General features: G+C 39.0%; 16 protein-coding genes. All 16 read left to right on the forward strand.

What is annotated here, in order from left to right:
* Positions 1 to 11 precede the first annotated feature (11 nt).
* On the forward strand, positions 12 to 1871 hold the full coding sequence (locus DW059_RS09990; protein ID WP_117698681.1) for a hypothetical protein: 1860 nt from the start codon (positions 12 to 14) through the stop codon (positions 1869 to 1871).
* A gap of 120 nt (positions 1872 to 1991) precedes the next feature.
* Positions 1992 to 4430, forward strand: coding sequence for a glycosyltransferase family 2 protein (locus tag DW059_RS09995; protein WP_242986202.1), 2439 nt, complete (start codon positions 1992 to 1994; stop codon positions 4428 to 4430).
* 67 nt (positions 4431 to 4497) lie between these two features.
* On the forward strand, positions 4498 to 5631 hold the full coding sequence (gene rffA, locus DW059_RS10000; RefSeq protein ID WP_117698682.1) for a dTDP-4-amino-4,6-dideoxygalactose transaminase: 1134 nt from the start codon (positions 4498 to 4500) through the stop codon (positions 5629 to 5631).
* Between the two features lie 28 nt (positions 5632 to 5659).
* Positions 5660 to 6676, forward strand: a complete 1017-nt coding sequence (locus tag DW059_RS10005) for an NAD-dependent epimerase/dehydratase family protein (RefSeq protein WP_117698683.1) — start codon at positions 5660 to 5662, stop codon at positions 6674 to 6676.
* Between the two features lie 20 nt (positions 6677 to 6696).
* Positions 6697 to 7842: an ATP-grasp domain-containing protein gene (locus tag DW059_RS10010; protein ID WP_117698684.1), complete on the forward strand. Its 1146-nt coding sequence runs from the start codon at positions 6697 to 6699 to the stop codon at positions 7840 to 7842.
* Positions 7839 to 8195 carry a transporter gene (locus DW059_RS10015; protein ID WP_117698685.1) on the forward strand — a complete coding sequence of 119 codons (357 nt, stop codon included), beginning with the start codon at positions 7839 to 7841 and terminating at the stop codon, positions 8193 to 8195. The genes DW059_RS10010 and DW059_RS10015 overlap by 4 nt, the downstream gene beginning before the upstream one ends.
* Before the next feature lie 3 nt (positions 8196 to 8198).
* On the forward strand, positions 8199 to 8531 hold the full coding sequence (locus DW059_RS10020; protein ID WP_117698686.1) for an EamA family transporter: 333 nt from the start codon (positions 8199 to 8201) through the stop codon (positions 8529 to 8531).
* Positions 8532 to 8543: 12 nt separating this feature from the next.
* Positions 8544 to 9488 (forward strand): glycosyltransferase family 2 protein, encoded by a 945-nt coding sequence (locus tag DW059_RS10025; RefSeq protein ID WP_117698687.1) that lies wholly within the window; start codon positions 8544 to 8546, stop codon positions 9486 to 9488.
* A complete protein-coding gene (locus tag DW059_RS10030; protein ID WP_158552103.1) occupies positions 9469 to 12405 on the forward strand; it encodes a YfhO family protein in 2937 nt (978 codons plus the stop codon). The genes DW059_RS10025 and DW059_RS10030 overlap by 20 nt, the downstream gene beginning before the upstream one ends.
* The gene (locus DW059_RS10035) at positions 12402 to 14351 is read left to right on the forward strand and encodes a DUF2142 domain-containing protein (protein ID WP_117698689.1); all 1950 of its coding nucleotides are present in this window, start codon (positions 12402 to 12404) and stop codon (positions 14349 to 14351) included. Before DW059_RS10030 ends, DW059_RS10035 begins: the two co-directional genes overlap by 4 nt.
* A 21-nt stretch (positions 14352 to 14372) precedes the next feature.
* Positions 14373 to 16148, forward strand: coding sequence for a hypothetical protein (locus DW059_RS10040; protein ID WP_117698690.1), 1776 nt, complete (start codon positions 14373 to 14375; stop codon positions 16146 to 16148).
* 12 nt (positions 16149 to 16160) lie between these two features.
* Complete coding sequence (locus DW059_RS10045) at positions 16161 to 17069, forward strand: glycosyltransferase family 2 protein (protein ID WP_158552104.1); 909 nt, start codon at positions 16161 to 16163, stop codon at positions 17067 to 17069.
* Positions 17070 to 17125: 56 nt separating this feature from the next.
* Positions 17126 to 18094 (forward strand): glycosyltransferase family 2 protein, encoded by a 969-nt coding sequence (locus DW059_RS10050; protein ID WP_117698692.1) that lies wholly within the window; start codon positions 17126 to 17128, stop codon positions 18092 to 18094.
* Between the two features lie 62 nt (positions 18095 to 18156).
* The gene (locus DW059_RS10055; RefSeq protein ID WP_117698693.1) at positions 18157 to 18570 is read left to right on the forward strand and encodes a sugar 3,4-ketoisomerase; all 414 of its coding nucleotides are present in this window, start codon (positions 18157 to 18159) and stop codon (positions 18568 to 18570) included.
* Positions 18571 to 18582: 12 nt separating this feature from the next.
* On the forward strand, positions 18583 to 19629 hold the full coding sequence (locus DW059_RS10060; protein ID WP_330408378.1) for a DegT/DnrJ/EryC1/StrS family aminotransferase: 1047 nt from the start codon (positions 18583 to 18585) through the stop codon (positions 19627 to 19629).
* Between the two features lie 63 nt (positions 19630 to 19692).
* Positions 19693 to 20682 carry a GNAT family N-acetyltransferase gene (locus DW059_RS10065; protein ID WP_022244451.1) on the forward strand — a complete coding sequence of 330 codons (990 nt, stop codon included), beginning with the start codon at positions 19693 to 19695 and terminating at the stop codon, positions 20680 to 20682.
* The last annotated feature ends 8 nt before the right edge of the window (positions 20683 to 20690 follow it).

Raw genomic sequence — 20690 nt, forward strand, 5'->3', positions numbered from 1 at the left:
GGAGATTTTGGATGAAAAGAAAACTGGTTACATTTTTAACAATGACAGCAATGGTGACATTATTTACGACAGGAATAAATGAGACTGCATATGCGCAGACAATGGATGAAGAGACGGTGGTGTCCCAGAACTATGCAAGCGGAACTGTTTATATTTATACGGCAGCAGACCTGGTGAATCATGCAGATACATCAATGGGAGACAATTATGTTCTCATGAATGATATTGATATCAGCGCATATATAGGGAACATTGCAGGTATGCAGCTGCAAGGAACATTTAATGGAAATGGACATATCATATATGGAATCAATGGAGACAAGTCCCTGTTTTCCTATAACTTGGGACGGATCAGTAATCTTACTGTAGTGGGCAATCTGCAGGTAAACAGTGCGTCATTTATTGATATTGGTGGAATTGCAGCAACTAATACAGGAACCATTGAGGACTGTGTCAGCCAGGTGAATATTACCTCTGGTGGAAGCTCTAATATCCGTGTTGGCGGAGTTGCAGCAACTAATGTAGGTGACATTTACCGCTGTAAGAATGAAGGATATATTTCCGGAAATATTTCGGAAGTGGGCGGTATTATAGGGCTGAATGGTGGAACAAATGTGGTGGATTGTGAAAATACCGGAGCAATCAGCTTTACAACCAGTAATTGTCATGTTTATGCAGGCGGAATCATCGGTGATGAAACAAGATTTAGCGGAAATACCCAGTTTAGTATAGAAAACTGTAAAAATTCAGGTGATATTTCCGGAGATGCTGGAAATGGAGCCGCAACAATTGGCGGTGTCATTGGTGAAGCCACAAGAAAAGGTGACAATAGTACATCATCGATTAAGAATTGTACAAATGCAGGAAATATTTCCGGTACAGGTAGCCTGGGAGGAGTAATTGGAAATATTAACCGTGGAAATTCCTATATGCAGAATGGTGTGGAAATTCCTTCGGGTGGAGATAATATTGTTGTAGAAGGCTGCGGAAACAGTGGAAATATTACTGCAAAGAAATCAGGAAGTTCCTCTGTTGGAGGCGTATTTGGCGGTGCTGTAATTTCCAAAACTGGAACGATATATGTAAAAGGATGTGGTAACTCAGGAAGTATTTATAGTGAAAACGGCAGGAGTGATGTCAATATAGATGTTTTAGGCGGAATTGGCGGTGCCATGAATAATTTTGGAACTGAGGATGGGACTGGTAGCTATGTATATGTAGAAAACTGCTATAACAGAGGCTATGTAGATGATAATGTAAATTATTCTTCAGACCAGATTGCAAATACATCAGGCAGTAATATGGCAGTAACGAATTGCCAGTATACCGGCAACCGTTTTAAGACAGATGCAGATGGAACAATACATGCATATTATCCGGATGGAACACCTATTTACAATCAGTTTATATTTGACGGATATTTTACTTATTATATCCAGGCAGATGGAACAGCAATGAAAGACAATCTGACTTATCATCCGGATGGAACACATATTATCTGTTTCGATGAAAAGGGACACGAAGTATTTATGGATTTCTATTATTGCTCCAAAGTAGGATATACCTGTTACTTTGATTCACTGGGATATATTTATAAGGACCAGATTACTTTTGTTGGCAATAAGACATATTATCTGAATGCAAATGGTAAAATGGAGAATAGTGGATGGTTCCAGTTCGCAAATGGCATGGATTATGGATATGCAAATGCAGATGGAACATTAAAAACGAATCAGTTCTCCTATGATCCATGGGGAAGAATTGTATTCTACCACTGGAATGGAATGGTAGCCCGCGGATTGATCACAGATGGTGTCTACTATTATAATATGGATACAACAGACGGACATTATCTTGGAAGTTTCCAATAATTGAAAAATCAGAAAATACTGGAAAAAAGACTGGAATCCGGATGGTCATTATTTGACCATCCGGATTCTTTTTGATACAATATAGATAACTATGTTTTCTAAGGAGGAATACTTAAGAATATGATAAATTATGATTTCGTGACAGAGAGCATGAGAATGCATCTGACGAAACAGAATCGAATGGTTTTTCGTGGTTTCTTTCCAGAAGATAATCCGGAAGGAAGAACGATTAAAGTATATGTAAATAAAAAGGAAATTCCAGTAGAGATAACAATAGAGAAAAGTGTGGATGTCAGAAGAAGATATCTGCATTACCAGATGAATGTAGGAGAAGAAGTTACAGGAGAATTTGGAATACCGGAAGAACCGGTTACAGAAATCCGGGTATACAGCTGCAAGGGCAGTGAGGAAGCGTTGTCTTTTCGGGCAGATGGAAAATTATATCAGAGCATATGCAGCCAGCTGGAAAGCAATCTGGAGATGGAACGTTTAGAAGAGGATAAAATTGTTCTGACCGGATGGAGTGCAGCAGGGGATACAACCAAATGTGAAGTTTTTATCGATAAAAAAAGTGTACCATTTGAAGTACAGTGGAAATATCGTAAAGATGTAGTAGATGTTTTTGGAGAACTTTCAGACAGTATAAATTGTGGTTATGAAATCTTTGTACCGGATCAGGGAGGAAAGAGACTGGTACTTATACTGAAAGCAGCAGATAAGCAGAAGCGGTTTGAAATATTATTGGAAAAAGTCCGCCAGGGAGAAGAAAAACAGACTGGTTCCGGCTATGTGAGAAAAGCGATTGCGTATTGGAAACATTATGGCTTCCGGAAAATGGTGCGTAAGGTGTTCTATAAGTTAAAGGGCAAAAAGGACACGATGAATTACGAGGAATTTCTGAAGAAATATGGAGTAGACGAAAATGAACTGGAGCGGCAGAGACAGGATGTGATCGAAGGCGGTCCATTGTTTTCCATTGTTGTTCCATTGTATTGTACCAAAGAAAAATTCCTGCGTGAAATGATAGAGTCGGTACAGGCGCAGACATATACCAACTGGGAACTGTGTCTTGCAGATGGAAGCGGAAAAGAAAAATCCCTGAAAGAAACTGTAGATATATATGCAAAAGAGGATAAGCGTATAAAATATATTTTATTGGAAAGCAATGAAGGAATTGCCGGTAATACCAATGAAGCACTGAAAATGGCGAATGGAGATTTTATTGTATTGACAGACCATGATGATCTGCTTTCACCGGAAGCATTATATCAGTGTGCGAAAGCAATACAGAAAGAGCCGCAGACAGACATTATTTATTCGGATGAAGATAAGGTGGACATGAATGGCAGACACTATTTTGAACCACATTTTAAATCTGATTTTAATATTGATTTATTATGTACCATGAATTATATCTGCCATTTATTCGTATTCCATAAGACGATTCTGGAGAAAGCAGGTTTCTTTCAGAGTGAATATGATGGCGCACAGGATCATGATTTTATACTGCGTTGTACCGAGGCAGCAGAACATATTGCCCATATTCCAAGAGTGCTGTATCATTGGAGATGTCATTCCCAGTCAACTTCAGAGAATCCGGAAAGCAAGCTGTATGCATTTACTAATGGATGCAAGGCGGTAAAAGCACATTATGACAGAATTGGAATTCCAGCAGAAGTAGAAAGAGGACCTTTTTATGGAATGTATCATACCCGTTATCAATGGAAAGAAGAACCATTGCTTTCGATTATCATTCCGAATAAAGACCATGTGGCAGACTTGAGAAAATGTATGGATTCCATCGAAGAGAAATCCACCTACCGGAATTTTGAATTTATCATTGTAGAGAATAACAGTACAGAAGAAGAGACCTTTGCTTATTATAAAGAGATAGAGACAAGAGATAATGTAACTGTCTTATATTACAAAGGAGACTTTAATTATTCGAAGATCAATAACTTCGGTGTGGCGCAGGCAAAGGGAGAATATATCCTTCTTCTGAACAATGATACGGAGATGATCGAACCAGACAGCATCAAGGAAATGCTGGATGTATGTATGCGCCCGGATGTAGGAATCGCCGGAGCAAAATTATTATATGAAGATAATACCATACAGCATGCAGGTGTTATCGTTGGATTTGGCGGTATTGCAGGTCATGCATTTATCGGACAGGACAAAGAAGACAATGGATATTTTTCCAGGAGCATAAGTGTGCAGGATTTATCAGCAGTAACAGCTGCCTGTCTTATGGTACGAAAAAGTGTATATGAAGAAGTCGGGGGACTGGATGAAGAATACAAAGTAGCTTTCAATGATATTGACTTCTGCCTGAAAGTAAGAAAAGCAGGTTATCTTGTAGTATACAATCCATATGCACAGTTCTACCATTATGAATCAAAATCAAGAGGTCTGGAAGATTCTGCGGATAAAGTGGCAAGATTCCAGCGGGAGATCGCTTTATTTGGAGAACGCTGGGGAGATATTCTGGAAAAAGGGGATCCGTATTATAATCCGAATCTGACACTGGATAAAGCAGATTTTTCACTGAAAGAGTGAGAACCATAAATGGTCTGGTATTGTAAAAAGTGGTGCAATATCATGAATATATAACGGAGGCATAGAAATGATTAATTTCAATGAACCACCTTATATGGAAAAAAGCATGGATTATATCCGTAAGGCGGTAGAGAACAAGAAGATTTGTGGAGATGGAGAATTTACAAAGAAATGTAATGCCTGGCTGGAAGAACATACCGGGACAAAAAAGGCATTACTGACAACATCCTGTACCCACGCAACAGAACTGGCAGCTATTTTATCCGGGATTCAGCCGGGAGACGAAGTGATCATGCCGGCATATACCTTTGTATCTACAGCAGATGCCTTTGTCTTAAGAGGTGCTAAGGCGGTGTTTGTGGATATCCGTCCGGATACCATGAATATAGACGAAAAACTGATTGAACATGCGATTACCGATAAGACGAAAGCGATCGTTCCGGTACATTATGCCGGAGTATCCTGTGAAATGGATAAGATTCTTGCAATTGCAGAGAAATATCATCTTCTGGTAATTGAAGATGCCGCCCAGGGTGTCATGGCTTCTTATAAAGGCAGGGTACTTGGTACAATGGGAGATTTTGGCTGTTATAGTTTCCATGAGACAAAGAATTACAGCATGGGAGAAGGAGGAGCACTCCTGATCCGTGATGAAAAGAATGTAGAAAATGCCGAGATCGTCCGGGAGAAGGGAACTAACCGCAGCAAATTCTTCCGCGGACAGATTGATAAATATACCTGGGTGGAAGCAGGTTCTTCCTATCTTCCAAGTGAACTGAATGCAGCATATCTCTATGCACAGCTGGAACAGGCAGAAGAAATCAATAAAAAACGTCTGTCTGTCTGGAACCGTTACTGGGATGGACTTGGCAAACTGGCAGATGAAGGAAAAATTGTGCGTCCTACGATACCGGAAGGCTGTGTGCACAATGCACATATGTTTTATCTGAAAGCAAGAGACCTGGAAGAACGGACAGCACTGATCAGTTATTTAAAAGAGCAGGGTATACAGGCAGTCTTTCATTATATTCCATTACATACAGCACCGGCAGGAATGCGGTACGGTGTCTTTGCCGGAGAAGACCGTTATACAACAGCAGAAAGTGAGCGGTTAGTTCGTCTGCCGCTGTATTATAATCTGTCACTGGAGCAGGCGGATTATATCATCGATAAAGTACAGGCATTTTACAAAGAAAGATAGGGAAAGATACAGGAGAGAAGATAAGACTATGGTTATTATTATCGGAGCAACAGGATTTATTGGAATGTATACGGTTGACCGTTTTTTAGAGGATGGATATGAAGTGCTTGCAACCGGAAGAAATGAGATAATGAAACAGGAACTGGCTGCAAAGGGCGTGAACTGCATATCACTTGATATTTCTAAGAAAGAAGATTTTGATAAACTTCCGACAGAGGGTGTAGAAGGTGTGATCCTGCTGGCTGGACTTCTTCCGGCAAATGCACCGGTGGACATTGCACAGGATGAGAATGCTGCAGATTATATTCGCATCAATGTGGAAGGAACGATAAATGTGCTGGAGTACTGCCGCAAGAATGGCATTCAGAAAGTGATCGCTACCAGTAGCTATGCAGATGTAAGAAATGCATGGAAAAAGGGTGTTGCACTTAAGGAGACAGAACCGAGAGATTTCATGTATACAGGAGACCATGCAGTATATGTGATTTCCAAAAATGCAGCCAATGATGTGATGGAATATTATAATGAGCAGCATGGCATGCAGTGTGCATCTTTCCGCCTGCCACCGGTATACGGAGTAGGACCTCATTCTGAGATTTATGTGAATGGTAAATATTATAAGACCGGAATCCAGACCTTTATTGAGAATGCAGAAGCCGGAAAAGACATTGAAATCTGGGGTGACCCACAGATTTCCAGAGACATTATTTATGTAAAGGATGTTGCAAGAGCATTTGTGCTGGCGTTACGCAGTGATAAGACCTATGGTCTTTATAATATGACATCCGGTACAGAACTTACTTTAGAGAAGCAGGTGCAGACTGTTATTGATGTATTCGGACCGGATAAGGGCTCTAAGATTGTATACCGTCCGGACAAGCCGAATAATACACCATCCTTTTTGTTTGATATGACAAAGGCGAAGGAAGATTTCGGATTTGTGCCGGAATACCTTTCTTATCGTGCGATTATGGAAGATTATAAAAAAGAATTAGAAAGCGGAAGATGGGATAAGTTTATCGCAAGCCGCCGCAAAGAAAGTTAAATGCCGGGAGGACAGGCAATATGAAAAAAATTGTGATTATAGGGGCGAATTCTTTTCAGAATCCGCTCATTTTAAAGGCAAAAGAGATGGGTTATGAGACACATGTCTTTGCATGGAAAGATGGCTCCATCGGAGAGCGGACAGCGGATTATTTCTATCCGGTCAGTATCGTGGAAAAAGAGGCAATTTTAGAGGAATGCCGTAAGATCCAGCCGGATGCGGTAGCAACCATAGCATCTGATCTTGCAAATATTACGGTGCAGTATCTGGCAGAGCAGCTGGGACTTCCGCATAATTCTGCAGAATGTATCTATATTTCGACCAATAAGTATGCCATGCGGGAGGCTTTTGCAAAACATGGTGTCCCAACGCCGGGATTTGTAAGTGTATGTGAAGGGGATGATTACGCGGCAGCTGTAGCAGATATGCAGTTTCCAATGATAGTAAAACCGACCGACCGTTCCGGAAGCCGCGGTATTATGAGGGTGGAACGTCTTGAAGAGATTGCTCCGGCAGTGGAAGAGGCAGTGCGTAATTCCTTTGAAAAGAAGGCAATTATTGAAGAATATATCGAAGGCAATGAATATAGCTGTGAATGTATTTCTTATCAGGGCAGACATCATGTGCTGGCGGTGACAAAGAAATATACCACAGGATATCCTCATTTTATTGAGACCGGACATATGGAGCCACCAGAGCTTTCTGAAATCGAAATGAACCGGGTGAAGGAATTTATTCCGAAGGCACTTACTGCTCTTGAGATTGAAAATGGTGCTTCTCATTCAGAATTTAAACTGGATGCCGATGGAAATGTAAGAATCATTGAAATCGGTTCCCGTATGGGTGGCGACTGTATTGGCTCCCATCTGGTATATTTATCATCCGGATATGATTTTGTCCGCATGGTAATTGAGACTGCTCTGGGCGAAAAGCCGGATCTGACACCGGCACATGAGCCGATGTGTGCGGGAATTCGCTTTGTGTTTACAAAGAAGGATCTGGATGTTTTGGAGGAGATTAAGAGCAAAAGTTCGGAACTGCTTCAGATGGTCAGTGAAATGGAGCCGGTAGGGGAACATCAGGTAGTAGACAGTGGAAGCCGTTTTGGTTATTACATTCTGGCTGGGAAAAATCAGGCAGAGATTAAGGATTGGTTGGAACGATGAGTAAAGTAGAAGGAAAGAAAAAGTGGATACTGCTGATTTTACTGCAGCTGGTAATTATGATATACACATTATCCGGTGTGGCAGCGAAGTTTGCAGCAGGATATGAGTTCTTATCCATGGGATTTATTCTGTGTTACGGAGTGGAAATCTGCATCCTTGGATTGTATGCCATTTTCTGGCAGCAGATTATCAAAAGGGTTGATTTGTCGGTAGCATATGCAAACCGGAGCATTGCGATTTTGTGGTCTATGATCTGGGCAGCACTGATTTTTGGAGAACATATTTCGGTACAGAATATTATTGGTGTCCTTCTGGTAATTGCCGGCACCATGATTGTGAATAAGGAGGGTTAAAAGATGATATACTGGCTTTTTCTGGTGGCATCCGTAGTAGTAGCTTCCTTTTCGCAGATTTTGTTAAAGAAAAGTGCTGCAAAAAAATATGATAATGTAATAAAGGAATACTTAAATCCATATGTCATCATTGGATATGCCATGATGGTAGGAACTACCGTATTGACGATTCTGGCATATCATGGAATTGAATATAAGAATGGCCCGGTCATTGAATCCCTGGGCTATATCTTAATTATGATTTTAAGCTTTTTCTTTTTTAAAGAGCCGATTACAAAGCGTAAAGTATTTGGAAATGCACTGATACTGCTTGGCATTATCGTGTTTTACCTATAGGAGGGTATGAAAATGGATATATCAGTTGTAGTTCCGGTCTATGGATGCCGGGCAGCGCTGCATGAATTGCATAGACGTCTGGTGGAATCGGTAAGTACCATCACCGATGATTTTGAAATTATTCTGGTAAATGATGCCTGCCCGCAGAATTCGTGGGAAGTAATCGAAGAAATCTGTAAGGAGGACAGCCGTGTAAAGGGGATTGAATTATCCCGGAATTTCGGACAGATTATGGCAATAACTGCAGGACTGGATGCCTCAAAAGGAGACTGGGTAGTGGTGATGGACTGTGATTTACAGGACAGACCGGAAGAAATCCCGAATCTTTATCGCAAGGCTCAGGAAGGTTATGATGTGGTCTTTGCCAGAAGAGTACATAGAAAAGATTCTTTCTTAAAGGTATTAGTATCTAAAATATTCTATAAGATTTATTCCTTTGCATCGGATGGACACTATGACCCGGCAATCTGTAATTTCAGCATCAGCAAACGGGTGGTAATCGATAATTACTGCAAGATGCGGGAAATGCACCGTGCCTTTGTAATTTATGTGAAATGGCTTGGCTTTAAGCAGACAGCAATTGATGTGGAACACGATTCCCGTTTTGAGGGAAAATCCTCTTATAACATGAAGAAGCGTTTTAAGATGGCGGGAGAGATTTTAACCTCCCAGTCGGATAAACTTTTGAAATTCACCATGGGCTTTGGATTTCTGATGTCCATCATTTCAGCACTGGTGATTATCGGACTGATTATCTATTATTTTACCGGTCATGTGGCAGCAGGCTGGACCAGTATCGTAGCAACCAACTGTCTCATCGGAGGAATTATTATTATGGTAGTCGGTCTGGTAGGCATTTATGTAGGAAATATCTTTATGCAGTCAAAACAAAGACCCCTTTATGTGGTACGCCAGATGCTGAATGAGGAGAAGGAAGATGCAGATTCAAGTCGATAGGAAGAAATGGTTAAAAAATGCAGCAGTATTGTTTGCAGAACTGGTTCTGATTCTTGCAGGGCTGGTTCTGGTGGGAACGGTTGGAGAACGGGGATTTGACAACTGGAAAATATATTTTACTTTTCAGCAGGAAAAACAAAATCTTGAAGAAATAAAAAGCTCTGCTAATGATTTAATCCAGGATGAGGATGGATATATTACGGGAGAAGACAGTTTCTTTATTATTCCGGTAAATGCAGATAAACTCTTGGATGTTGAAATGAATCAACTGAATCAGGAAATTACAGGTTTTATCTGGCAGTCAGAAACAAAAGAATTTAATAGTGATCCAGCAACATATACTTATCAGCTGGGGCATAATCCAATTCAGGTGGAAAAAGGAACAAAGTATATTAAACTATTGATTTCAGATGTACAGGGACTGCATTATAATATTAACCAAATCTCTTATCGAAATCCATTTGAAGTGTATGTACGAATTCATAAGAAGGCTATTTTTAAAATAGCAATTGTATTATTGCTGGTTGGAGTACTGGTAAAAGGTGTGGAATATATTTCGGAAGATAGAACAAAACTAAAAAAAACTGCTTCCATTACAGTATTTCTTTTTGTGGTTGGTATCACCGTATTATATATTTTTCATGATTATATATTTGGTGACAGACTTTTTATCTTTGCGGATATTGGCTCAGATACCATCCAGCAGTATTATCCATATTACATGAACTGTGTAAGAAGAATACAGGAAGGAACATTTGGTATCTGGAACTGGGATTATGGTTTGGGAACAAGTCTGATGAACAATATTTCACAGACGTTGGATCCATTTGGATTGTTTGTAATATTAGGTGGAGTAATCGGTGGAATCTCAAAGGTAAGAAGACTGCTTGTAGTAGCGCAGATATTGAAGATTGTTTTATCGGCACTTTTATGCCGTTATTTTTTGAAAATGTTTCATGTTTCAGAAAAAGCAGCATGTGTTGGCGGATATCTTTATGCATTTAATGGTTATCTGATGTTATGGGGACAACATTATTTGCTGGGAACAATTTGTGTATACCAGATAATAATTTTGATTTTCCTGGAGAAACTGTTACGGGAAGTCAAAGTAAAATATATTGCGGGATTGGGAGTTGCAGTCGCAGCATCGACATTATGCAGTTATTATAATACATATATGGCACTTGCATTTGCTGCAATATACTGTGTACTCAGGCTGATTAATCCGGAGCTGGACTGGCAATGGAAAGACAGATTAAAACGTGCGGCAACAGTCTTTGGAACAATTATATGTGGCGTATTTATGGATGCGGTGACATTATTGCCGGCAGCATCTTACCTGACTTCCAGTTCGACAAGGCTGGATTCCAGTGAGTCTGCAATTACAAAGTTTTTAAGTGGTCTGTTTTCTACTTATACAATGGATGCCAATATAGAAACAACGGGTCGTCTTATATCAAATAATACTTTTTGCATTAACCAGTTAGAGCATGCAACGGGTTGGGGAAATTATTATGAGATGCCAAATGTCTGCCTTACTGTATTTATATTTATATTTCTGGGACAATTTCTTGTACGTAAAATAAGAGAGTGCAAAAATACAAAACAGCTGGTATATGGAATCTTTGTGACAATGGTAGGCGTATTTATTTTGTATAATCCGGGATTTGCCATTGCGTTTAATGGATTTGCATATGTGCAGGCAAGATATACTTTTGTAATCATGCCGGTAGCAGCATTGCTGGTAGCAACAGAATGGGAAAGTCTGATTGTAAGAAAAAAAATCAGTATTTTTGGATTGGCATTGGGGCTGGCGGCAAGTGTTGGAGTGCTGTTACAGACCGGTCGGAGAGCGTCTGGTGAAGTGATAAAATATGATGGACAGCTTATTGTTTTGTGCCTGATCTTTGCAGGATTGCTTGGAATTGGATATTTTTGCAGAACAAAAAAGATATGGGGGATAGTAGAAGTTTTCCTTGGAATATGTCTGATTATTTCTGTGGGAAGGGAAAATTATATTACCAATAATGAGCGGGTAACGGCTTATGCTTCGGGAGAAAAAATAATTTATTCTGATAAAGGGATGGGAAATGATACGATAGATGCATTGAAATATTTAAAGGAGAAAGATGATTCTTTTTACCGCGTGGAGAAGACATACTCATTTTCTTCAACGTATGGAGATTCATTGATAGCCGGATATTCTGCTATAACTGATTATAATAGTACCATAAATCGCAATTTGTCATCTTTTTATACAAATCTGTACAGTAGCCAGAAGGTGACAGATGCTCAAAGGGCATTTATTGTGACAGATGAAACAGAGATTTATCCGATGCGGTTGATTAATTTAAAATATATTTTAAGTACATCTGAAATTGATTATTCCTGGTGCCAATATGTACATAAAATAGGGGAGGTATATATATATCAAAATATATATGCAGATTCAGTTGCTTCTTTTTATGAAAAAACTATTTCACAGGAAGAATGTGAAAAAATGGATGAAGGAAGTCGCCGAAAACTTTTAGGGGATACCTTGATTGTCAGGGACAGACAGGATATGTTATCAAAGGAAGAACCTGGACAGACGGACATTGGAGATTTTAAAGTAGACGGTTCTTCACTTGAAGGTACTGTTTCGAATGAGAAGGAAGGATTTCTGCTTTTGACTATTCCAGATCAGGAAGGCTGGGAAATCTATGTAGATGAGGAAAAAGAAACAATCATAAATGGTGATTATGGATTTACTGCAGTAAGACTGAAACCTGGAGTTCATAATGTGCAGGCGGTATATCATATTCCAAGGTTAAAGGAAGGTATTATAGGAAGTGTACTTGGAATCATTGTTTTAGCTGGAGTATGTCTGATATTGCATTTAAAAGATAGAAAACGAGGTGTGGGTAAGCAGAAATGAAAGAGAAAATAAAAAAAATTCCGGTTAAATATTGGATCGCAATTGGTGTATTTTTAATAATTTCAGTTTTGATGGTAAAACATAGAAACGTATTTTATGAATCAAGACAGGATAATTATAATGATAGAAGTGGAGAGAATGATGTAATTCCAGCTGAAGAGACGATTGTTACACAGTATTTTGAAATAAAAGAGAGTGTGCAGTCGATTGCACTTTTAATGACAAATGATTCAGGTCAGAATGTTGTTATAGATGCAGGACTTTATAATGCAGATACAAATGAATTACTAGCTAGCGCACAGACCGATTTACCGGATTCCAGGGGGGAAGAGTCGGTAATAAGTTTTTCATTTTCATCTGGTGAGGTGAGTGGAAAACAGAAAGTATATCTTACGCTGCAGGAAGAAACTCCTGTTGATGAGGTGAATTACTGTGTACTGAAAGGGGATTATGAATCCGATATGGCAGTAAATAATCAGGAGTCAGGAACAAGACTTCGGATGTCTGTTATTTACGGCGGAGGATTAAATCTAGCATTTTTTGTTTTATTCGGATTAGGAGCAGCTGTAGTTGTTGGTATTTGTGTGTTGCCGAAACGGTTAGAACGTCCGGAGTATATATTTGTTATTTTAGCAACAGTAATGGGAATTGCAATGGCGTTAATTAATCCGCCGTTTCAGGAATGTGATGGTCCATCGCATTTTTATAAGGCAATGGATGTTTCTTATGGAAATATACTGGGCTCTTTTGGTAATTTTTCCCATGGGGATGGTGTGATAAATGTTCCTGAGAATGTGAGTGATATTTCATATCGGCAGATAACACCGGATGGAAGTGAAGGAAGTGAATATGTAAATTATTTAAAAACTCATAAATTTTCAAATGTTAAGGTTGAAATGACATATTATGAAAGTGTGACGTCGATTGTATATTGGCCACAGGGACTTGGAATTTTCATTGGAAGAGCATTGAATTTAAGTATCTATGGTGTCATTTTGATGGGAAGACTGTTTAACCTGTTAACTTATGTTATGCTTGGATTTTTTGCAATTCGTTTTATTCCCTGCTATAAGAATTTACTTGCAATGCTGGCAGTAATGCCTTTAAGTATATATCAGGCAGCTTCGCTTTCGCAGGATGCGGTACTGAATGGATTTGGGTTCTTATTTATTGCGTTATGTTTATATTATGCTTTTGATGAAAATGTCAAGTTGTCATGGAAACATACGTTACTGCTGGGCTTTTTGTTACTTGGAATGTTCTTGTGTAAATATGTTTATGCATGTATGGGATTGTTGGTATTTTTGATTCCAAAGAATAAATTTGAAAGTAACCGAAAGTATTGGAAAGCATTTGCAATAACCTTGATACCATTTGCTATTTTATGCATTTATATCATGTCTCGGGTTTCAACGGGAATTAGTGGGCTTCAGGCAGTTGGTGGAGCATCCAGTGATATGACACAGTTACAGTATCTGATGGCTAATCCGCTGGTGGGTGTAAAGGTAATATTCTCTACTGTTTTGGTACAAACAAATGAATATTTGCATCAGCTTAATATACTGGGAAGCCTGAATTATCCGCTTAGTATGCTTATGATTATTGCACCGTGTTTTCTGACTACAGTTGGAATGCTGGATGGTCAGAGTATGGATGGAAAAATAAAAGTAAGACAGAGGGTATTACTAATCGTTACTTTTATAATTACAGCAGTGGCAGTGATGCTCGGACTGTATATTGCTGATGGTTATGCAAACCCGGTAGGGGCTGCTGTTGTGGGAGGAGTACAGGGAAGATATTTTATTATTCTTATAATTCTTCCATTTATCGCATTAGTCAGTGATAAAATAAAACATAACATAAATCATTTTACAATAAAGGTATCTGCAATCATGGGAATAATGCTTCTTTATGCATTGTTTATTCTGATTAAGACCTGTTATTAAGGAGAAAGGGCGAATAGAGGAATGGGATGGAACATTGGTAGTACAGCTTTTTTTGTGGCAGCAGTGATAATAGTTTGGAGCAGTATTTTTGGCTTGTATAAAAGTGAAGAAAAACAGACCGGAGTGACATGGATAGTAATGTTGCTTATTTTATTAAACTGTTATCACACATTTTGGGCGGCGGTTTTAGATTTAGTACATATCCCGATAAATATTATATCAATTGGAATCATTGATATGATAACAGGAGGTATAGTATGGTTTTTTAATTGGAAAAAGAAGAAATATCAGAAATATGAGTTTGCGGTAAGTGATTTGATGTTTGTCGTAACAGCCGTAGTTGTTTTAATTATTTTTGCAAAAACAAGATATGGTGGAACAGCTCTTAATCTTAATTTCCTTACAATTGATCCAGCGAATCATTTCCGGGCAGCAATGGACCTTGTGAATGACGGAACTGTTACAAGTATGTTTTATGAAACTGTTTGGAATGGATTATTTATAGAGATGCTGGCACCACTGGCAACAGTGGACTATTACTACCGTTTTTATGTTTTGAGTGAACTGATTCAGGTGTGCCTTTCTGCATTTGTTTTCTATGGAATAGCAAGAAAGTATAGTAAAGACCGTTTCGGCAGGGTTGCAGCGTACATTCTTTCCTTTGTATATATGATTGGATATCCTATGTGTTCCATGATTTATGGTTTTACATATCTTGGAATGGGTGTTACCGTTGTAGGTATGTTGATTATTTTAACTGATATGTATTTAAAAGAGAATATGGGAAAATGGATGAACATCATTTTCCTGATGCTGGGGTGCCTTGCTATTTTTGAATGCTATGTGATGTTTATGCCGGTGGCCTTTTTTGCACTAATTACCTGCATTTTTGTAAAACAATGGAAAATGCATAAGTTAGTATCACGAGACACTGTGGTAACCTGTCTGGCAGTGTTCCTGATTCCGTGTATTCTTGGATTTGTATATACATATGCCGGTGTATTTAAAGATGGGGTAACGGTATCCAGTGCAATTGTGAATGAAGGGGCATGCTACAGGGATCTTTTTTCTAATTTTGTTATATATATACCGCTGATTTTATTTGGATTCTATGCAATGTGTAAGAAAGGGGATAATAATCTTGTATTGTTTTTGGCACCTTACACATTTGTATTTACATTGTTACTGCTTTGGAAAACGGTTACAGGTAAGGCATCTACATATTACTTCTATAAAATATATTTTTTGTTGTGGTTAATAGCTTTTGTATTAGTATTTTATGGAGTCGTTTATGCACAAAAGCAGACCAGAGTCCTGATAACAGGATGCTTTATTACCTGGGTATTTTTGGTTGGAATGTATCTGGGAAAAGTAGAGGAACGTATCCAGATACATAATAGTCTTATGGTTTCGTCATATAAGGCAGAAGCATATAATGATTTATTGCATTATAATTACATAACGTTTTGGATGCCAGGATATTCGAAAGAGAAAGAGGAATTATATCATTGGGTTTACAATGAACTTTTAGAACAAGGAGAGGAACTTGTTCCGATGGCAGGATACTGGGAGGATGATTTGTGGTATCAGGCAATTACGAATCAAAGATATTATGGCTGGGGACAGAGTGATCCGAATCACACAGATTATTTTAATCATTTGAATGATTCTGGAGCAGAGTATATACTGGTATTAAAAGACAGCCAGATTTATCAGGATGAACAGGCATATTTTGATTCACTGGAAAGGATATATGATACGGAAATCGGCTTTGTAGGTAAGCTAAATGAAAAGTAAGGAATGATTCATATGGATAAGAAAGTAAATGTATTATTATCGGCTTATAATGGAGAGAAGTATATTCGTGAACAGATAGAAAGTATATTGGAACAGTCTTATAAAAATATTGAAATATATGTAAGAGATGATGGTTCAAAAGATGGAACACTGACTATTTTAAAAGAGTATGAAGAACGAGGCCTAGTTCATCTTGAAGCAGGAAAAAATGTCGGCTTTGTGAAAAGTTTTGAGTGGCTGATTGCAAATGGCGGTGAAGCAGATTATTATGCCTTTAGTGATCAGGATGATTTTTGGTTTCCGGATAAGATAAAAATGGCATTGGAATTGCTGGATAAAAGCCCATCGGATGTTCCTGTTTTGTATTTCTCAAATTATGATTATTATGATGGCGGGTTAAATTTTGTGGCACATAGGGACTGTAAACATCCTAATATATCTTTTGCAAATTCAATGGTAGACTGTGTTTCATTGGGCTTTAACAGTGTATTTAACCGTAAAGCTAAGGACATGGTAACAGAACAGATGCCAAAATATTCTACCGGACACGACTGGTGGATGTATATGGTGTGTGTTGGCATGGGAAAGGTTATATATGATGAACGTGCAACCGTAAAATACCGTAGAACAGGGAGCAATGTTAGTAACAGCGGGGATAGCTTTTGGAAAGCACAAGTTTGGAGGTTTAAAAAGTTTTTCCTGAATCACTATTTTAAGTATATCAGACGTCAGATTCGTGAATATGCGGAATTATATAAAGATAAGCTGAGTGAAGAAGATAGAAAGACTCTTTATCTGTTTACACAAGAGGGATTTCATCCAATAGTAGCATTGAAAAAAGTGTTTTATCCGCATAAATTGCGTCAGGGAATGATTGATGAAATCTTTGTCAGAGTACTGTTCCTCATCGGAAGGCTGTAAGTTGCAAATTTTAAGAAAACATAGTAAACTGTATAAGTTAACAAGAAGGAGCAACGATGAAATTTACTGTTTTAATCGTAACCTATCATCCGGACTGGAAGAAATTATTAGTTACACTGGATTCTGTCATGGCACAGACCTTTAAGGATTACGAAATCGTAGTCTCAGATGATGGTTCAGAAGAAAACTGTTTTGATAAGATAGAAGCTTATTTTGCGGCACACCAGTTTGCAAATTATACCCTTATTCCTCATGAGAAGAATCAGGGAACGGTAAAGAACCTCATAGATGGTCTGGCAAAGGCAAAGGGTAAATATGTCCGGGATTTTGGACCGGGGGATGCATTCTATAATGAACATACCCTGCAGCAGGTGTATGATTTTATGGAAGAGAACCGGTATGAGTCCTGCTTTGGACTGATGCGGGGTTATTGCCGCAGGGAAGATGGCGGTGTAGATTATGTGGAATTTCCGCATCCCTTTGATTTATCTCCATATAAGAACTGGAATGAGGATAAGATTGTAAAGAATCTGGTGCTGTATCGGGACAATGCTTCCGGTGCATGTACCTGTTATACCGTAGATTATTATATGACTTATCTTAAGAAGATAGAGGGAACGGTCATTTATGCAGAAGATATTTTTCAGATGATGGCAGGCTTAGATGGCAGACCGATGCATTTCTTCCCGGATTATCTGGTATGGTATGAAGCCGATACCGGAGTATCCACTAAGAAGAAAAGCAGCTTCTCGGAGCTTCTTGCACAGGATGTAGACCGTTTCTATGCCATGATTCAGGAGCAGTACAGCGATAATCCATATGTGAAGAAGCAGAAAAAGGTATTGGGATTATATAAAATCAGAAACCTTTATCTTCGTACTTTGTTACGGCTGTTCCGCAATCCGGATGCCATTCGTTATCTTATAAGCCATATGCTGCAGGCACGAAAAGGTGCATACCGGCCATCACATCAGCAGAAGGGATTTTTGGATAATCCGGAATTCGGCAAAGAAAAAGCAGAGTAAGGGTAAGAAAAGAATTAAAATAGAAAAGTGAAGCACAGCAATGTGGAAGAAGGAGAATGTCCATGGAAGTGATTAAGTACAGATTTCAGCAGCATGGGGATGAACGCGGTCAGCTGGTAGCATTGGAAGAGATGCGTGATATTCCATTTGAAATTAAGCGTGTTTACTATATGTATGATACCGTAGATGGTGTACGAAGAGGCTATCATGCACACCGGTGTTTAGAACAGATTCTGATTCCGATTCATGGAACCTGTAAGATTCATCTGGATAACGGCAGTGAGACGGCAGAGGTCTTATTGGACAAGCCATATGAAGGCTTATATATTGCAAATAATATGTGGCGGGAAATGTATGATTTCTCCGAGGATGCAGTGCTGATGGTACTGGCATCAGAATATTATGATGAAAATGATTATATCAGGAATTACGATAAATTCCTTGCATTTGTAAAAGAGGAAAATAAGGATAAGTAAAGGAGAATTGCCATGAAAATACCATTTGTGTCATTTGAGAAAATGCATGATGAAATCAAGGAGGAACTTACCGGAAAATTTCAGCAGGTTTTAGCAAAAAACTGGTTTATCCAGGGAGAAGAATTAGCAAAGTTTGAAGAAGAGTATGCTGCATATTGTGGCGTGAAATACTGTGTAGGTGTAGGTAACGGACTGGATGCACTGTTCCTTCCACTGAAAGCATATGGAATCGGGACAGGCGATGAAGTCATTGTTCCATCCAATACCTTTATTGCAACTGCACTGGCAGTTTCTTATACAGGTGCAACTCCGGTATTTGTAGAGCCGACTTTAGAGTCCTTTGACATTGACCCGGCAAGAATCGAAGAGAAGATTACCGATAAGACCAAAGCAATTATGGCAGTACATCTTTATGGACAGCCGGTACCAATGGATGAAATCATGGAGATTGCAAAACGCCATAATCTGAAAGTAATTGAAGATTCTGCACAGGCACATGGTGCACTCTATAAGGGAAAACATGTGGGAAGTCTTGGAGACGGAGCTGGATTCAGCTTTTATCCGGGCAAGAACTTAGGTGCATTAGGAGATGCCGGAGCTTTTGTAACCAATGATAAAGAGCTGGCAGATAAAGTACGTGCCCTTGGCAACTATGGTTCTGATTATAAATATCATCATATCTATCAGGGAAATAACTCCAGACTGGATGAGATGCAGGCAGCTTTCTTAAGAATTAAATTAAAGAACTTAGACCGCTGGAATGCAAACCGTATTGAGACAGCAGAGAAATATCTTGCCGGAATTAAGAATCCGGAAATCGCTCTGCCAACTGTAATGCCGGATACGAAGCATGTATTCCACATCTTTGCAATCCGCTGTGCACGCAGGGATGAATTAGAGAAGTTCTTAAATGAAAAGGGAATTGGAACCAATAAACATTATCCGATTCCAATGCATCTGCAGGGCGCATATGAAAGCTTGGCATCAAAAAGGGAGAGCTTCCACTGGCAGAAGAGATTTCTGCAACAGAGCTTAGCATTCCGATGTATTATGGAATGACAGAGGAAGAAACCGGATATGTCATTGATGCAATCAATGCATTCAAATAGAAGAGGAGAGACTATGTTTCGATTTGAAAAATATGAGGACAGTTTAGAGGAACAGTGGGATAAATTTATCACAGAAAAATCCATAAACGGAACCTTTTTACAGAGCCGCCGGTTCTTCAATTATCATCCGGCAGGCAGATTTAAAGATGTATCTCTGGTAGTATATAATGAGAAAAATAATATCGCAGCCCTGATTCCGGCATGTGAATTGGAGCAGGATGGGAAAAAGGTATTTTTCTCCCACAAAGGAACCACCTTTGGCGGTATCATTATCGACAAGAAGCATCACAATGCAAAACATGTCGTGGTATTAGTAGAAGAATTAAAAGATTATCTTAAGGAGCAGGGCTATAACGAGGCTTATCTTAAGATGACTTCCGATATTTTCTCAGAAGTAGAAAGTGATTTATTCCAGTATGCATTCCAGCATGCAGGCTATACGGAGCATAAGGAGCTGAGTACTTATGTAAACTACGCGACTTATAAAGAGGCAATTCTTTCAAACTTTGCACAGGGAAAACGTACCAATGTACACAACTGTGAGAAGGAAGGTCTGGAATGCAGACCGCTGACGACAGATGATGAGATTAAAGAATTCTATGATATTCTCTGTGAGAACCTTTCCAAGTATGATACCAAACCGGTACATACTTTAGCAGAGCTTTTAGATTTCAAGAATGACCGTTTCCCGGAGGAATGTGGATTCTTTGGTATCTTCAAAGAGGATGAAATGTTAGCAGGTTCCATGATGTTTTATTTCGATAAAGTAGGCTGTGCCCATACACAGTATCTTGCTGCAAGACAGGCGTTTAATAAATTAAGCCCGATGACCTTTATGTATTATTCCATGATTGTGGAAATGAAGAATCGTGGCTATAAACGGATTTCCTGGGGAACAGCAACCGAAGATTTGGGTAATTATCTGAACATGGGACTGATTACCAGCAAAGAAGACTTCGGAAGCTCCTATTGTAATAACCTGACCTACTCCATTACATTGTAGGCACTGGA

Origin of the sequence: Roseburia sp. AF42-8 (assembly GCF_003435965.1) — a bacterium.
Lineage (GTDB): Bacteria > Bacillota > Clostridia > Lachnospirales > Lachnospiraceae > Roseburia_C > Roseburia_C amylophila.

Excerpts from the sequence above, each read along its gene's own strand:
- DW059_RS10015 (WP_117698685.1), top strand. The coding sequence starts at position 7,839 with ATGAGTAAAGTAGAAGGAAAGAAAAAGTGGATACTGCTGATTTTACTG.
- DW059_RS09995 (WP_242986202.1), top strand. The coding sequence starts at position 1,992 with ATGATAAATTATGATTTCGTGACAGAGAGCATGAGAATGCATCTGACG.
- DW059_RS10050 (WP_117698692.1), top strand. The coding sequence starts at position 17,126 with ATGAAATTTACTGTTTTAATCGTAACCTATCATCCGGACTGGAAGAAA.
- DW059_RS10060 (WP_330408378.1), top strand. The coding sequence starts at position 18,583 with ATGAAAATACCATTTGTGTCATTTGAGAAAATGCATGATGAAATCAAG.
- DW059_RS10065 (WP_022244451.1), top strand. The coding sequence starts at position 19,693 with ATGTTTCGATTTGAAAAATATGAGGACAGTTTAGAGGAACAGTGGGAT.
- DW059_RS10010 (WP_117698684.1), top strand. The coding sequence starts at position 6,697 with ATGAAAAAAATTGTGATTATAGGGGCGAATTCTTTTCAGAATCCGCTC.
- DW059_RS10045 (WP_158552104.1), top strand. The coding sequence starts at position 16,161 with ATGGATAAGAAAGTAAATGTATTATTATCGGCTTATAATGGAGAGAAG.
- DW059_RS10030 (WP_158552103.1), top strand. The coding sequence starts at position 9,469 with ATGCAGATTCAAGTCGATAGGAAGAAATGGTTAAAAAATGCAGCAGTA.
- DW059_RS10040 (WP_117698690.1), top strand. The coding sequence starts at position 14,373 with ATGGGATGGAACATTGGTAGTACAGCTTTTTTTGTGGCAGCAGTGATA.
- DW059_RS10055 (WP_117698693.1), top strand. The coding sequence starts at position 18,157 with ATGGAAGTGATTAAGTACAGATTTCAGCAGCATGGGGATGAACGCGGT.
- DW059_RS10025 (WP_117698687.1), top strand. The coding sequence starts at position 8,544 with ATGGATATATCAGTTGTAGTTCCGGTCTATGGATGCCGGGCAGCGCTG.
- DW059_RS10035 (WP_117698689.1), top strand. The coding sequence starts at position 12,402 with ATGAAAGAGAAAATAAAAAAAATTCCGGTTAAATATTGGATCGCAATT.
- rffA (WP_117698682.1), top strand. The coding sequence starts at position 4,498 with ATGATTAATTTCAATGAACCACCTTATATGGAAAAAAGCATGGATTAT.
- DW059_RS09990 (WP_117698681.1), top strand. The coding sequence starts at position 12 with ATGAAAAGAAAACTGGTTACATTTTTAACAATGACAGCAATGGTGACA.
- DW059_RS10005 (WP_117698683.1), top strand. The coding sequence starts at position 5,660 with ATGGTTATTATTATCGGAGCAACAGGATTTATTGGAATGTATACGGTT.
- DW059_RS10020 (WP_117698686.1), top strand. The coding sequence starts at position 8,199 with ATGATATACTGGCTTTTTCTGGTGGCATCCGTAGTAGTAGCTTCCTTT.